Source organism: Tessaracoccus sp. OH4464_COT-324, assembly GCF_003932855.1.
Taxonomy (GTDB): Bacteria; Actinomycetota; Actinomycetes; order Propionibacteriales; family Propionibacteriaceae; genus Arachnia.
This window is the reverse complement of record NZ_RQYZ01000025.1, coordinates 23,431-36,293: the sequence shown is the minus strand read 5'-3', so window position 1 is coordinate 36,293 and position 12,863 is coordinate 23,431. Positions and strand designations below refer to the sequence as shown.

At 66.2% G+C, this 12,863-nt stretch carries 17 protein-coding genes; 8 read left to right on the top strand and 9 right to left on the bottom strand.

The genetic code is table 11. From position 1 onward, the window contains the following. The first annotated feature begins 288 nt into the window (after positions 1-288). From EII42_RS13725 to EII42_RS13530, 4 genes are read left to right on the top strand one after another with little or no spacing between them, the layout of a single operon-like run. Positions 289-558: a hypothetical protein gene (locus EII42_RS13725; RefSeq protein WP_255416263.1), complete on the top strand. Its 270-nt coding sequence runs from the start codon at positions 289-291 to the stop codon at positions 556-558. Continuing rightward, positions 545-1,216: a MobF family relaxase gene (gene mobF, locus EII42_RS10990; RefSeq protein WP_125172190.1), complete on the top strand. Its 672-nt coding sequence runs from the start codon at positions 545-547 to the stop codon at positions 1,214-1,216. Before EII42_RS13725 ends, mobF begins: the two co-directional genes overlap by 14 nt. A 39-nt stretch (positions 1,217-1,255) precedes the next feature. Then, the gene (locus EII42_RS13535; protein ID WP_233558372.1) at positions 1,256-1,822 is read left to right on the top strand and encodes a hypothetical protein; all 567 of its coding nucleotides are present in this window, start codon (positions 1,256-1,258) and stop codon (positions 1,820-1,822) included. Beyond that, positions 1,819-2,211, top strand: coding sequence for an AAA family ATPase (locus tag EII42_RS13530; protein WP_233558371.1), 393 nt, complete (start codon positions 1,819-1,821; stop codon positions 2,209-2,211). The genes EII42_RS13535 and EII42_RS13530 overlap by 4 nt, the downstream gene beginning before the upstream one ends. Positions 2,212-2,656: 445 nt before the next feature. On the opposite strand, the gene EII42_RS10980 is transcribed toward EII42_RS13530, so the two are convergent. Next, positions 2,657-2,854, bottom strand: coding sequence for a helix-turn-helix transcriptional regulator (locus tag EII42_RS10980; protein WP_125172188.1), 198 nt, complete (start codon positions 2,852-2,854; stop codon positions 2,657-2,659). Continuing rightward, positions 2,851-3,300 carry a hypothetical protein gene (locus EII42_RS10975; RefSeq protein ID WP_125172182.1) on the bottom strand — a complete coding sequence of 150 codons (450 nt, stop codon included), beginning with the start codon at positions 3,298-3,300 and terminating at the stop codon, positions 2,851-2,853. Before EII42_RS10975 ends, EII42_RS10980 begins: the two co-directional genes overlap by 4 nt. Before the next feature lie 163 nt (positions 3,301-3,463). Here EII42_RS10975 and EII42_RS10970 point away from each other — a divergent pair, with 163 nt between their 5' ends. Next, positions 3,464-4,861, top strand: coding sequence for a glycoside-pentoside-hexuronide (GPH):cation symporter (locus EII42_RS10970; protein WP_125172180.1), 1,398 nt, complete (start codon positions 3,464-3,466; stop codon positions 4,859-4,861). On the opposite strand, the gene EII42_RS10965 is transcribed toward EII42_RS10970, so the two are convergent. Further along, positions 4,819-5,340 (bottom strand): DinB family protein, encoded by a 522-nt coding sequence (locus EII42_RS10965; protein ID WP_125172179.1) that lies wholly within the window; start codon positions 5,338-5,340, stop codon positions 4,819-4,821. The genes EII42_RS10970 and EII42_RS10965 overlap by 43 nt on opposite strands. Positions 5,341-5,447: 107 nt before the next feature. On the opposite strand from EII42_RS10965, the gene EII42_RS10960 reads away from it, so the two are divergent. Then, positions 5,448-6,632: a WD40 repeat domain-containing protein gene (locus EII42_RS10960; protein ID WP_125172178.1), complete on the top strand. Its 1,185-nt coding sequence runs from the start codon at positions 5,448-5,450 to the stop codon at positions 6,630-6,632. Between the two features lie 54 nt (positions 6,633-6,686). On the opposite strand, the gene EII42_RS10955 is transcribed toward EII42_RS10960, so the two are convergent. From EII42_RS10955 to EII42_RS10930, 6 genes are all read right to left on the bottom strand, one after another. Next, positions 6,687-7,733, bottom strand: a complete 1,047-nt coding sequence (locus EII42_RS10955; protein ID WP_125172176.1) for a hypothetical protein — start codon at positions 7,731-7,733, stop codon at positions 6,687-6,689. A gap of 8 nt (positions 7,734-7,741) precedes the next feature. Beyond that, positions 7,742-8,008 carry a hypothetical protein gene (locus EII42_RS10950; protein ID WP_125172174.1) on the bottom strand — a complete coding sequence of 89 codons (267 nt, stop codon included), beginning with the start codon at positions 8,006-8,008 and terminating at the stop codon, positions 7,742-7,744. A 38-nt stretch (positions 8,009-8,046) separates the two neighbouring features. Next, positions 8,047-8,613: a hypothetical protein gene (locus EII42_RS10945; RefSeq protein WP_125172172.1), complete on the bottom strand. Its 567-nt coding sequence runs from the start codon at positions 8,611-8,613 to the stop codon at positions 8,047-8,049. After that, the gene (locus EII42_RS10940) at positions 8,603-9,037 is read right to left on the bottom strand and encodes a DUF4919 domain-containing protein (RefSeq protein WP_125172171.1); all 435 of its coding nucleotides are present in this window, start codon (positions 9,035-9,037) and stop codon (positions 8,603-8,605) included. Before EII42_RS10940 ends, EII42_RS10945 begins: the two co-directional genes overlap by 11 nt. A 158-nt stretch (positions 9,038-9,195) precedes the next feature. Next, a complete protein-coding gene (locus tag EII42_RS10935) occupies positions 9,196-9,864 on the bottom strand; it encodes a response regulator transcription factor (protein ID WP_125172169.1) in 669 nt (222 codons plus the stop codon). Then, positions 9,861-10,571, bottom strand: a complete 711-nt coding sequence (locus EII42_RS10930; RefSeq protein WP_125172168.1) for a sensor histidine kinase — start codon at positions 10,569-10,571, stop codon at positions 9,861-9,863. Before EII42_RS10930 ends, EII42_RS10935 begins: the two co-directional genes overlap by 4 nt. 118 nt (positions 10,572-10,689) lie before the next feature. Between EII42_RS10930 and EII42_RS10925 the strand changes: the two genes are divergently transcribed. Both EII42_RS10925 and EII42_RS10920 read left to right on the top strand, forming a co-directional pair. Beyond that, on the top strand, positions 10,690-11,397 hold the full coding sequence (locus EII42_RS10925; RefSeq protein WP_125172166.1) for an ABC transporter ATP-binding protein: 708 nt from the start codon (positions 10,690-10,692) through the stop codon (positions 11,395-11,397). Continuing rightward, a complete protein-coding gene (locus EII42_RS10920) occupies positions 11,394-12,815 on the top strand; it encodes an FtsX-like permease family protein (RefSeq protein ID WP_158676490.1) in 1,422 nt (473 codons plus the stop codon). Before EII42_RS10925 ends, EII42_RS10920 begins: the two co-directional genes overlap by 4 nt. Positions 12,816-12,863: the final 48 nt, after the last annotated feature.

The following is a 12,863-nucleotide window of genomic DNA, read 5'->3' as shown; positions in this document are numbered from 1 at the left end:
CGTCATCAGCGATGACGTCAGTCGTGTCAGACACGGCCATCTCCTCTCGGATCAGGCCAGACCCTCACACACCGTTTTCCTTACAGTCTCGCCGGCTCACCTGTCTGGGGAGTGGGTGAGGGGCGGTTCGGGTGCCGGTGTCGATGCGGGTGATCTCGGCTACTGATGGCTATAGGTACCTGCTGCGCACGGTCGCGGCCGGTGATGGTGACCGGTCGTTGTCGACTCCGTTGACCCGTTACTTACGTCGAGGCGGTCACCCCACCCGGACGATGGCTCGGTTCCGGCGTGACTGCTTTGGGGCATGGTGAACTCGCCGTGGGTACTCAGGTGTCGGAGGCGCAGCTTCAGCTTCTGGTGGGGATGGGGCGGGACCCGATCACTGGTGAGACGCGTTGGGGCGGGCGTATCCGGTGTATAGCTCGATGGCTGAGCGGGTTGCGGGCCGCGTCACGCAACTGGACCCGTCGCTCGCCCCTGGGGAACGGGGTCGGGTGGTTGCGCAGATCGAGGCTGAGGAGGCTGCGCGGGGGCGCGACGTGCGGTGGCGGGGTTTGATCTCACGTTCAATGTGCCGAAGTCGGCGTCGGTGTTGTGGGCGGTTGCGGACGTGGGGACGCAGGCGTTGATTGCGCAAGCTCATCATGAGGCGGTTGCGTCGGTGGTTACGGTCATGGAGCGCGAGATTGCAGCCACCCGCACGGGCGCAACCGCTGGCGATGGCGCGGTTACACAAGTCGACGTCACCGGGCTCATCGCCGCGACGTTTGATCACTTCGATTCCCGCGCTGGGGACCCTCACCTGCGTACGTATGTGGTGATCAGCAACAAGGTCCAAACGGTCCTGGATGGGAACTGGCGCAGCCTGGATGGACGTCCGATGCATGCCGCGGTTGTCGCGTTGTCGGAGCTGCACGAGGCCGTGTTCGCCGATCACATGACCCGCACCTTCGGCGTCAAATGGGAGCCGCGGGAGATGGGTCGGGACCGCACTCCGTCGTGGGCGATCACTGACGTCCCCGAGGAACTGGTGGCGGAGTTCTCGGCCCGCTCCCGGCACATCAACGAGGCGACGGACGCGCTGATTGCTGACTACGTGGCCCAGCATGGCAAGCGCCCTTCGCCGGCGACCATCATGAAGCTGCGCGCCCAGGCCACGCTCGCGACGCGTCCGGAGAAGCAGGTCCGCTCGTTGGCGGAACTGACCGAACAGTGACGCACCCGAGCCAGCACCCAGCTCGGTATAGATGCCACCATGTGGGCGCGGACCGTCACGGGTGGGGATCGGCAGATGCTGTTGCGGGCTGATGATGTGCCGTTGGATCTGAGCGGGCAGGTGGGGCGCTCGGTGGTCGAGGTGGTCGGTGAGAAGCGCTCGACGTGGCGGCGCTGGAACCTGATGGCCGAAGCCGCCCGACAAACGATGGGGTGGCGATTCGCCACCGTCGAGGACCGCGAAGCCATCACCGCGATGGTCGCCGATGCCGCCGAACAGGCGTCCCTGCGCCTGACCCCGCCCGAGCTGACCACCAGCTCGGTGGAGTTCCGCCGCCCGGACGGAACCAGTGTGTTTCATCCGAAGCACTCGACCATGTTCTCCCCCGACACCCCCCCTGGCCGCCGAAGACCGCCTCCTGCAACGGGCCCGCGCCACCACCGGCCCGAGTATCGACCCCACCACCGTCGAGACCATCACGAGCAAGCCCGACGCCGAGGGTCGGATGCTCGGTCCAGACCAGGCCGCAGCTTTGGCGTCGGTCGCCGTCTCTGGCCGGGTCGTGGATGTGTTGGTGGGGCCTGCGAGGGAAGACGACGGCCATGAGCGCCTTGCGCCGTGCGTGGGAAACCGAGCATGGTGCCGGGTCGATGGTAGGGCTGGCCCCGTCGGCGATGGCGGCGCAGGCGCTGGCCGACGATCCAGGGATCGCCACGGAGAACACGGCGAAGTGGTGGACCAACCACCAACACACCGGCGCCACATTCCAGCCCAGTCAGTTCATCATCATCGACGAAGCCCCCCTCGCCGGCACCCTCTCCTTGAACCGGATCACGCAGGCTGCCGAGGAGGCGGGGGCGAAGGTGCTGCTGGTCGGTGACGCGGCGGATGTGGAACTGCTTGACCAGCCCGCGCGGGGTCGCGCAGGCCTCGTAGGCAGCGACCAGCTCGTCGATTTCAGCGTCCGTGAGAAGAGTTTGAGCCATCCCACGTGAGCGGACAGACTGACCCCGGGAGTCCACAACCAAGGTTCCGATGGCCGCTTCGAGGTCCGGTAAACCCCTCGTGAACAGCGAGAACACACGGTTCGTGCGGCGGCGCCAAAGTTGTCAAACTCTCTACGTAGGTCCACCCTGTGATGTCTCATAACATTGGAAACCCCCTTGAACCCTCAGGGTTAGGGGGTTTCGTTGTTTAGGGTTGGTAGCGGCGGGCGGTATCGAAGGCGAGTGTCCCGCGTCAGACTTAGTGACAGAGCCGCTGTGTAGGTATTGAAGGAAAGCCAGACACGGGCAGATCACCTGTGCTTCCGGTGGACGAACAAGATCATGATCGACTTCGAGCACGGCCAGTCGGTATTCCGCCTCGCCCACCGCACTTTCCGGGAGTACTTCGAGGACCTCGACGCCCGGGAGCAGGGCGGGTAGCTGCGGGTGGGGGTCAGCTCGGGTCGGGGGTGAAGATGTCTTCGATCCGCAGTTGGAAGGCCGCGGCGATCTGGAAGGCTAGGGGCAGCGACGGGTCGAAGCGGCCCTTTTCGATGGAGATCACCGTCTGGCGGCTCACCCCCAGCAGGTCCGCGAGCTTCTGCTGGGACAGCCCGTGTTCCTGCCGCAGTTGTGCCAGCCGATTCTTCATGACCGCCCCCGAATGATCAGGTAGGAAAACCCGAAGCTGACCCCCAGCATCAGCAGCACCCCGGCGAGCGTGAGGGAGATCGTTTGCAGCCCCAGCCAGGTGGTGACGAAAGCGCCGACGCCGCACACCACCATCGTCGCGTGGAACGAAACCACCGCCGCCTTGTTGTACCACGTGTTCTCGACGGACTCCTCGGGTTTCGCCACCGCCCCCGGGAGGGTGGAGCGGTCGACGATCAGCGCGCCCACCCCGGCCGCCGCCGTCGGGGCGAGGAAGCAGCCCAGGATGATCCCACCCAGCCACTTCAGCGGGCCGTCCGGGTTGCCCAGCACAACCTGCAGCACCCCCACCACCAGCGCGATCAGCACCCCTGCTGGCACAGCGATCCACATCGTCGGGATCCCCTTGACCCGGGACCGCCCCCACCGATAGTTCTTCTCCTTCATCACAACTCCTTTCCTCAACATGATGTACAGGAAACTTTACAGTAAAGCCTGCTTTACAGTCAAGCTTCCTTTACAACTCCGCCGACGGCGCCCCGCCCGCCCGGCGGCCGCCCCGGGGTGAAACCGTCGCGAGCGGCCGCCCAGCCCCCTATAGAGTTTCCCCATGAATCGCTGGCGCAACCGCCTCAGCTTCGGGCTGGGCACGCTCGGGCGCGACATGTCGGCGGCCCTGGTCAGCCTGTACCTGATGTATTACCTCACCGACGTGGCGCGCGTCCCCGCGTCGGCCACGGCGGCCGTCACCGTCGTGCTGGTGGTGTTGCGGGTGTTCGATGCGTTGAACGATCCCATCATGGGGCTGATCATCGACAACACCCGCTCCCGGTGGGGCAAGTTCAAGCCGTGGATCGCGCTCGGCGGGGTGCTGTGGGCGGCGGCTACGCTGGCCATCTTCGTCGACACCGGCCTGACGGGGTGGGCATTCATCGTCTGGTTCACCGTGATCTACCTGCTGTGGTCCGTGGCCTACACCATCAACGACATCGCGTTCTGGTCGATGCTGCCCGCGCTGTCGCAGGAGCAGCGGGAGCGGGAGCGGATCGGGGCGGCGGCCCGCATCGTCGCGAACATCGGCCTGTTCACCGTGGTGGTCACGGTGCTGCCCGCAACAAAGGCCCTCGGGGAGCGCCTCGGCGACGAGCGGCTCGGGTGGCTGGCGTTCGCAGGCGTCCTCGTCGCGCTGAAACTGCTGTTTCAGTTGCTCACCTTGCTCTTCGCCGAGCAGCAAACCGAGCCCGAGCACCGCCCGACGTCGCTGAGGGAGGTGGTTTCGGTCATCGGCCGCAACGACCAGTTGCTGTGGGTCACCGCGGCCATGCTCTGCTTCATGGCCGGTTACATGACGGTCACCAGCCTGGGCATCTACTGGTTCAAATACGTGCACGGCAACGAGGACGACTACCCGCTGTTCGCCGCCATTCTCGCCGCCGCCCAGCTGACCGGGCTCGCCATCTTCCCCGCGCTGCGCCGCAGGCTGCCGCGGCGCGGCCTGCACACCCTGGCGACGGTGCTGTGCCTCGCGGGGCTCGGCCTGTTCTGGTTCGCGGCCTCGTCCATGGCGACGGTGGCGCTCGCCGGGGCGCTGCTGTTCACGGGGCAGGCTTTCATCCAGCTCCTGATGCTGATGTACATCACCGACTGCGTCGAGTACGGGCAGTGGAAGCTGGGCCGGCGCAACGAATCCATCACCCTCGCCGTCCAGCCATTTATCTACAAAGCCTCAAACGGCCTCGGCTCAGGGCTCACCGGCGCGGCCCTGCTGGCCTCCGGCATCAGCGGCGGGCAGAGCGTCGACGTGACCACCTTCCAGACGGTGATGTTCGCCGTCCCCATGGTGCTCACCGTCGCCTCGTGGCTGATCCTCCGCCGCGGCTACCGGCTCGACGAGCAGCGGTTCGCCGAGATCGTCGCCGACCTGGAGCGCCGCCCGCCCGGGCCCGAGAGAAGCCCCGCCGTCGGTCAGACGCCCAACGACCACCCGTCAAGCAACCCCCGCACGTAGGCGGCCTGCCCGACGTGCACCGTAGCGTCGTCGATGAGGCTCACCAGCCGAACACCCCGCGTCACGGGCGGCGTGTAGGAGCGGTCCACCACCTCGTCGAGCTCGTCGGGCCGCAGCGCCAGCGCGTACTCGGTGAGCGCACCCACGCACGCGGCGAGGTGCTCCCCCAGCTCGGCCACGCTGTCGACGCGCAGCGCGGCCACGTCCGCCGGGGTGTCGCCCAACCCAAAGTCGTGGGCAGCACGGGCGACGCCCAGGCGCGCCGACCACCGGCCCTCCTCCCACACCGTCGGCCGCGCGGTGAGCCGGGCCAGCTGCACGTCGAGCTGCCGGGCAGCGTGCCAGAGCAGCCACACGATGGAGTTGGCTTTGTCACCAGGCATGGCGTGAGCGGTCTCCACGCTCAGCCCGTCGAGCACCGCCCGTGCCAACCACACCGGGCGGCTGGCCGCGTCGGCCAGAAGTTCATTCGCTTGCATACCCACACTGTAAAACGAAACGAACCACCTTGCCGCGAGGCTCCACAGACCCGGTCGGCACAACGCAAAACCCGCTTGCCCACAACGGAACTGGTTAAACTTGGTGCATGTCCAAGCTACCTCGCCGAACGGTCCTGACCACCGCGCTGGCAACTGCTGCCCTTGCCTCCTGCGCGCCAAGCCCCAAGCCCGGCGAAACGACGCCCGACCCCCAAAGCCCACAGGCCACCGAGCCTACGTCCGCTCCCCAGGAAGGGCCTGGCCTGGCGCGCATCGGGGGACGAGAACCATTCTCCTGGGTGGACGGGGTGCCCGAGCGCCCAGAACGCAAGACCAAGGACACCGCCGTATGCGACATCGTCCCCTGGTACGGCAAACCGTTCGTGTCCGCCGACGGCAAGCACGCCATCCACCCGGCCCCTTTCGCACCCAACGCCAAAGAGCACCGCTCCTGGCATTGGGATTTGACAGCCGGCACCGCCGTCGAACTGCTGGGACATGCCCCGAAGTACGGGGGATACGAGCCTGACAACTGCGTCTTCCTGCCCGACAATTCGACGCTCACCGTCGCCACCGACTGCCTCGTGCACCAGACCCCGGCCGCCACGCGCCACTTCCGCACCGGCCACGAGCTTCTTGAGCCGCCCTGTTCCGGCGTGGTGAGCGTCAAGAGAATCGTTCCCAGCCCCGACGGCCGCTACGTCTGCACCGCGGGCCACGACGGCACCGTCGCCATCTTCGACCTCCAGGAAAACGCGCGACTCGCCCGCTACTCCCTGACCAATGAGAAGGGTGAGAAGGTCGTCGCGCAGCTTTCGGCCACCGACAAGCATTTCCTGATCGGCTCTACCAGCACACCGCTGTACGTGCTCTCCCCGCAGGGCGAACTGGTCCAGGAGGTCTCGCAACGCGTGACACGCTTCGCCTTCCCCGCCGGCCGGGTGCTGTTCGTCGACCCCAAGGAAAGCCCCTGGATGGAGCTGGACCAGGCCGACTGGTCGAAGCAGTCCCTGAAAGCGGACCTGCCCAACGGGTGGGACATCCAGCTCGACCCCACCGGAAAGTACGCGGTGGCCAGTCAAGCCCAGACGTCGAAAGACGTCGGCCCGTCCTCCAGCGTTACCATCACGGAGATCGCCACCGGAGAGCAGATCGAGATTCAGATCGCCGGGGAGCACTGGGGATTCGCGCTGGCCTCGCCTGACGCCCTCCTCGCCGCCACCCCCAGCGGGCTCCAAACCTACGACGTGGAGTCGGGGGCGCCGGTTGCCACCCTCGAAAACCCTCGGTAGGAGGGTTTCGGCGAGGAGCATTCGGTGTGCCGGCCCAGCGGGGCCGGCACACTATCAGCCGACTCCGGCTTTTTTCTTATACTGTTCCAGCTCATACAGCGTCATTCCATCAACGAACTGGGTACCCACCCTGCGGGCATCGTGCTCAAATGGCTGATAGAAGTACGCATCCCAGGGATCTGTCTGATACCCGTACCCTTCGTAGTTCCTGCGCAGACGCTCCACCTCGGCCATGTTGGAATCAAACTGCACGAACGGATCGGGGGCCTTGCCGTCCCGGATGTCCTGCCGCTGCTGCTCCGTCATGTTGTTGTATCTGTCAATCATGCTGAACTGGAGACCGTGGCGGGACTCGTGGGCCACCGTGTGCAGCACGCCCGGGTTGCTGACATAATCCGGGCTGATGTGGAGTGTTTGCGTATTCGGATCCCAGTGGCCACGCGCATTCGATTCGAAGACGATCGGCTTGGGCTCAAGACCGTTCCTCCTGGCCCAGTCGTCGGCCATCGCCTGCAACACCGCGCGCCGATCCTCGTCGCTGAGCTTCTCCCAAGCTTCCACGATCTCCTGGGGAACCTTCCCGTAGGCCTCGGCCGTATCACTATCCTCGACCAACGGCTCCGGAATATCGAGAGCCCCCTTGGCCGATTCAATAGCGGATTTGACGTGTGCCTCGATGGCGCGCAAATCTGCCTTGAGCTGCTCGATGCGCTTATGCACAAGATAGGCAGCGAACGGGCCGGCCACCACGGTGGCGGAGATCAGATGGGCCTCGGCCATCCCCCGCAGATAGCAAGAATCCATCTCGGCTTTACCGTTCAGGTAGACCTCGCCGACCGAGGCGAGACAATCGGCCATTTTCGCCGCCGCCGCCGAGATCCTCTCCAGGCCAGCAATGGACGAGTCCGAAGCGCGCATGGACGACGCGAAAGCGTCCGTCGCATCACCCTCGTTCTCCGCCACAACGGTCTGCACCGCGCTATTAACCTTCGCCTGCGCTTCTTTGGCAGCCCTGGAAACATCTCGCCACAGCGAAACCTGACGATTAAAATACCCCGAAGAAACCTCAAGCCGGGCGACATTCGTCGGTAGATAGTACACCGTTCACCTCACTGCCAGTAACGACCGGCCACATACTCGTGGCTGTCTTCCGTGTTCGAACAGTTGTCCGCGGTCGCGGACATCTTGGAGTTATCGCTCCCCAGCTTGATCGGAATACTGCCCAGCACTGGGTACCAGCCGGTGTGTGCTCTTTTGATCAAGCCCACCAGCCCCTGATCAGCAGGTGAGGCAGAGGTCTCTGCTCCCCCAAAATCGGGCGGCTCCATCACCTCGTCCGAGGCATCCTCGAAAATGTCGGACGCAGCCGTCATCATGTCCGCTCCTCGCCGCCAGGCGTCGGGTTGCCAGCGCGTCATCCCCAAACCCCCATCTTCGCCTCCTCGATGCTGTAGGAAAACTCTCTGAGTTGCTGAATCGTCAGCGGCTCCACCACGATGGCGGGCCGCGACCACACCTCGCGAAGCAGGGCATTGAGACACTCCCGCAAGTCCCGCTCCAGCTCGTGCTTGCTCCCCCAGCGCATCGCCTCCTCCAAGTCAAACGCCCCGGGGAGGCCGCCGTCGTGCGAAAGGCGCACCCCATTAACCTCAATGATCTCGGCGCCCTCCCGGCTCACCGCCGGGCCCTCACCCAGCGGGGCACGACCAGCCGCATAATCGTTGATGACCTTTTCCAGGCGGGCCCGCTCTGGGTCAGCCGCCGGGAGAGATGATTCCGGCGGGCGGACGCGATCAAAGCTGTCCCAAAGCGCTCCCTCAAAAGCCCGAAGAACCGATTCCCCCAATTCCTGCCGCGACTCCAGATCCTCCAGGGCCACCAGGATGCGCACTTCCGCTACCCCGCCGTGCTGAACCACGACCCGAACGCGCGGACCCTGGCTCAGATACTCGCCAAAGTCATCTGGCTCGTTATCCATCATCAACCTCCGAAGTCTCGATGAGTTTGAACCACAGGACGGTGCCGTCATCCGCCTCCAAGCGGTCCAGGCCAGGGCTGACCATCGCCTGTGTGACGACCCTCTTGCCCTGCTGAGCCGCGATATCGTACTCGTCCGCCACCCGAAGAACCCGCCAAGGCCGGCCCTCCGTACCTTCCCCGGAACGGAGAATGGTTTCCAGGGCCAGACCCGAGAGCGCCCGCTCGCTGGCGGCTCGCGCCTCGTCGCCCAGCCCTTGATGGCAAAGCGCCAGGTAGTTATGCGCTGAGGGGCTCAAAATCCAGCGCGGCATCGCGCGCAAGATGCGATCATAGGCGGCCAGAAACCGGCCCGTCCGGATCAGTGCATCCGCCTCGGCGATAGCTAGGTCGTCGGGTGCGGCGGCCAAAGCCGAGCGGAAAATCACCCGCCGGGCTGACACATCGCCCCGCCGCAGTCAGGCCTCAACAGCCGTAGCCAGGTTATCCATGGGGCAACTCTAACAGCCGAACAGGGACATCCAAAGAATGAAATCACCACCAAATGCCCTAGTCGCCCGCAGCAACTCCCCATCCGCCGCACGCGCTACCGACCGTCGGAGAGGAAAGCCAGGATCGCCCGCACCCGACGATTCTCCTCCCCCGGCTCCAACCCCAGCTTTGCGAAGATCGCCGAAACGTGTTTCGCTACCGCTGCCCCGGACAGGAACAGCTGCTGCGCAATCTGCGCATTCGACAGCCCCTGGGCCATCAACTCCAGCACCTCGAACTCCCGCGGGCTGAGATCCCCCAGGCCCGAGCGGCTGGTGCGCATCATGGACCGCGCCACCTCGGGGTCGATGACGACGCCCCCGCCCAACACCAGCCGCAGCGAACCAATGAAATCAGCCACCTCCGCCACCCGATCCTTCAGCAGGTAGCCCGCCCCACCCGACTCGGGCGGCATCTCCAGCCCGAACAGCCGCTGCGCGTAGACAGGGGACACATACTGGCTCAGCACCAGCACCGCCAGCTGCGGAAACTCGCCCCGCAACAGAATCGCCGCCTCCAGGCCGTCGTTGGCCATGTTTGGGGGCATCCGCACGTCGGTGATCACCGCGTCGGGCAACTCACCCCGCGCCGCGAGCTCCCGCACCGTCTGCACCAGCGCGTCCGCCCGAAGCTCCGCAGCCACCACCTGGTAGCCCTGCCGCTCCAGCAGCCCGACGAGGCCCTCCCTGAGCAGCGCCGAGTCGTCGGCCACCACAATCCTCATACCACTACCCCACTCTCTCCCGGCGCCAGCAGCAGCGGCACCTGCGCGGTCAATTGAGTCGGCCCGCCGCGCGGGCTCGAAATGCTCAGCCCTCCGCCGAAAGCGCTGAGCCGCTCATGCATTCCAGCCAGCCCACCGCCCGGTTTCAACACCGCGCCGCCCGGCCCCTCGTCGACCACGGAGATCCGCAGTTCCTGCGCCGCCGTCAGCAATACCACCACCTGGGCTCCCGGGGCATACTTCTGCGCATTAGCGATGGCCTCGCACGTGAAAAAATAGCCCGCGGCCAGCACGCCCTCGGGCAGCTCCGGCAGCTCGCTGGGGCACACGACGCGCACCGGGTTGGCCGCGTGCACCGCCACGTCCTGGATGGCCGCCACCAGCCCAAGCTCCGTCAACGCCTGCGGGTGGATGCCGCGCACTGTCTTGCGCAGCGACTCCAGCCCAAGCTTGAGCGCATCCGCGGCTTCCTTCAGCAGCGCCGCTAGCTCGGGGTCAGCCTCGACGGCCGGGGACAGCCTCGCCTCCCCAACCTTCATCGCCGCGGAAACGAAGTACTGCTGCACACCGTCGTGCAAATCCCGCTCGATGCGGCGACGCTCCACCTCGTAAGCGTCGACGATGGCTCGCCGCGACGCCACCAGCTCAGCAATCTGCGCGCGAACGTCTGGCGAATCGCTCGGCGCGCGCCGTCGTCGGAACACCATGTGGCCACAATAGACGCCAACAGCCAGCAGACGCCCGGAAAGAAGGTAGTGCCAGCACTACCCGCATCCGGTTGGCTGCTTCCTGGTGGGCCCCGCCCTCTTCGACTGGAATATCAGCATGAACAACGACACCAGCAGCAAAGCACTACTCAGCACCTCTAGGATCACGAAACATTTCGGCAGCGTCGTGGCTCTCGCCGGGGTGAGCGTGGACATCGCAGCCGGCGAGACGGTGGCCATCATGGGCCCCTCCGGCTCCGGAAAATCCACCCTCCTGCACTGCCTGTCGGGCGTCCTCGCCCCCGACAGCGGCGTCGTCGACTTCGACGGCACCCACATCTCCGCGCTGAAGGACGCCGACCGCTCGCACATCCGGCTACGTTCCTTCGGCTTCGTCTTCCAAGACGGCCAACTCATCCCCGAACTCCCCGCCCGCGAGAACGTCGCCCTGCCGCTGATGCTCACCGGCGCACGCCGTGGCAAGGCCCTGGCTGCCGCCGACGAGTGGCTTGACCGGCTCGGGATAGCTCAGCTCCGCTCCCGGCGCCCGGGCGACATGTCCGGCGGACAGGCGCAGCGCGTCGCCATCGCCCGCGCCCTAATCGGCGAGCCGAAGGTAGTGTTCGCCGACGAGCCGAGCGGCGCCCTCGATCAGGCCACCGGGCACGAGGTGATGCAGGTGCTCACCGCAACGATCCGCATGTCGGGCGCGAGCCTCGTGATGGTCACCCACGACCGCGAGGTCGCCAAATGGTGCTCTCGGCTGGTGGAGATCCGCGACGGCATCGTCCACGCGGACCGTGTGCTGGAGGGGGCCCACCGATGAGCGGCGCAACCGGGCTGACAACCCTCACCCTGCACCTGACTAAAGCACGCTTCACCAGCCGGCAGGGCGAGACCCTGCTCTACTTCGCTTCGATTCTCGCCTTCGCGATCTGCGGCACGCTGTCGCTCACCGTCGCCGCCGGCACCTGGATGTTCAACACGCGCCGCACCAGCCCCACCGGCAAGCTCGCCGAGATCCTGGCGCAGGACCCGCAATTCGATCTGGTGCTCACCTTCTACTTCGCGCTCGCCCTCATCGCCTGCGCGATGCTGATCCCGACGACGGTGGCGCTCGCCCGTTCCGCCGCCATCTTGGGGGCCCGCGGCCGCGAGCGCAGGCTAGCGACCCTTCGCCTCATCGGCCTCAGCTCAAGCGAGGTCACCCGGATGTCTCTCGTGGACACCGTGTTGCAGGCCCTGATCGGGCTGGGTCTGGGCGTCGTCGGCTACCTCGCCACTTTCAGCCTGTGGCAGAACCTGTCCTTCCAGGGCACGCCGCTCACCCCGTCGGAGATGCTGCTGCCCTGGTGGCTGGGCGCCGCGGTGGTGGTGGGCGTGCTGCTCATCGGCGTCGCCTCCAGCTGGTGGGGGCTGCGCCAGGTGCGCATCTCGCCGCTGGGCATCTCGCGTCGCGCCAACAAGCCCGCCGTGAAATGGTGGGTGCTGATCATCTTCTTCGTGTTGGCCATCTCGGCCAGCCTGCTGCTTAACGGCACCACCCTCAGCTCTGGCTTGGTCACCTGGGTGATCGTGGGCGGCGCGATGCTGCTGATGGCGCTGGCCGTGAACATCCTCGGCCCCTACCTGCTGCAGAGCCTCGCCCGGGTCACAGCCGCGCTGCCCTCCCCGACGATCATGTGGGCCAGCCGTCGGATCGTCGCCGACCCTCGCGCGACGTGGGCGCGGGTCAGCAGCATCGGCCTGCTGGCGTTCGTCGGCGGATTCCTCGCGCTGATGCCGATTTCGATGGAAGGTAACGGCGACCCGCTGATCGACGAGTTCGCCAGCGCCAGCCAGTGGGATCTGACGAAGGGCGCCATCGTCACGCTGGCGATCGGCCTGGTGCTCAGCGCGATCTCGATCCTCATCAGCCAGGCCTCGGCTGTGTTCGAGCGTGCCGAGCAGACCGTCGCCATGCAGCGCATGGGCGCCCCGCTTTCTTACCAGACGCGGGTGATGTGGACGGAGGTGCTGGCCCCGCTGCTGCTGTCCATGGTGCTCGGCTTCGCCGGGGGCGTCGCGATGGCAAGCCCGATGCTGACCCTGGCCAAGAAGCTCGGCGTCGAGACCCAGCTTGCCGCTGCCTACGTGGTGGCCGGAGTGCTCGCGGCAGGGCTGGTGCTCGGTGTCGCCGCTCTGATGGCCTGCGGTCCGCTGCAGCGCCAGGTGCTGGCCGCCCAGCGGCGTGCCAACGACTGAACTAGGCTCCCGCCGGGACGTGCTCGGCCGGGGTGGCTGACACCTGTT

Excerpts from the sequence above, each read along its gene's own strand:
- EII42_RS13535 (WP_233558372.1), top strand. The coding sequence starts at position 1,256 with ATGTGGGCGCGGACCGTCACGGGTGGGGATCGGCAGATGCTGTTGCGG.
- EII42_RS13530 (WP_233558371.1), top strand. The coding sequence starts at position 1,819 with ATGAGCGCCTTGCGCCGTGCGTGGGAAACCGAGCATGGTGCCGGGTCG.
- EII42_RS10980 (WP_125172188.1), bottom strand. The coding sequence starts at position 2,854 with ATGAAGAATCGGCTGGCACAACTGCGGCAGGAACACGGGCTGTCCCAG.
- EII42_RS10975 (WP_125172182.1), bottom strand. The coding sequence starts at position 3,300 with ATGAAGGAGAAGAACTATCGGTGGGGGCGGTCCCGGGTCAAGGGGATC.
- EII42_RS10970 (WP_125172180.1), top strand. The coding sequence starts at position 3,464 with ATGAATCGCTGGCGCAACCGCCTCAGCTTCGGGCTGGGCACGCTCGGG.
- EII42_RS10965 (WP_125172179.1), bottom strand. The coding sequence starts at position 5,340 with ATGCAAGCGAATGAACTTCTGGCCGACGCGGCCAGCCGCCCGGTGTGG.
- EII42_RS10960 (WP_125172178.1), top strand. The coding sequence starts at position 5,448 with ATGTCCAAGCTACCTCGCCGAACGGTCCTGACCACCGCGCTGGCAACT.
- EII42_RS10950 (WP_125172174.1), bottom strand. The coding sequence starts at position 8,008 with ATGATGACGGCTGCGTCCGACATTTTCGAGGATGCCTCGGACGAGGTG.
- EII42_RS10945 (WP_125172172.1), bottom strand. The coding sequence starts at position 8,613 with ATGATGGATAACGAGCCAGATGACTTTGGCGAGTATCTGAGCCAGGGT.
- EII42_RS10935 (WP_125172169.1), bottom strand. The coding sequence starts at position 9,864 with ATGAGGATTGTGGTGGCCGACGACTCGGCGCTGCTCAGGGAGGGCCTC.
- EII42_RS10930 (WP_125172168.1), bottom strand. The coding sequence starts at position 10,571 with ATGGTGTTCCGACGACGGCGCGCGCCGAGCGATTCGCCAGACGTTCGC.
- EII42_RS10925 (WP_125172166.1), top strand. The coding sequence starts at position 10,690 with ATGAACAACGACACCAGCAGCAAAGCACTACTCAGCACCTCTAGGATC.
- EII42_RS10920 (WP_158676490.1), top strand. The coding sequence starts at position 11,394 with ATGAGCGGCGCAACCGGGCTGACAACCCTCACCCTGCACCTGACTAAA.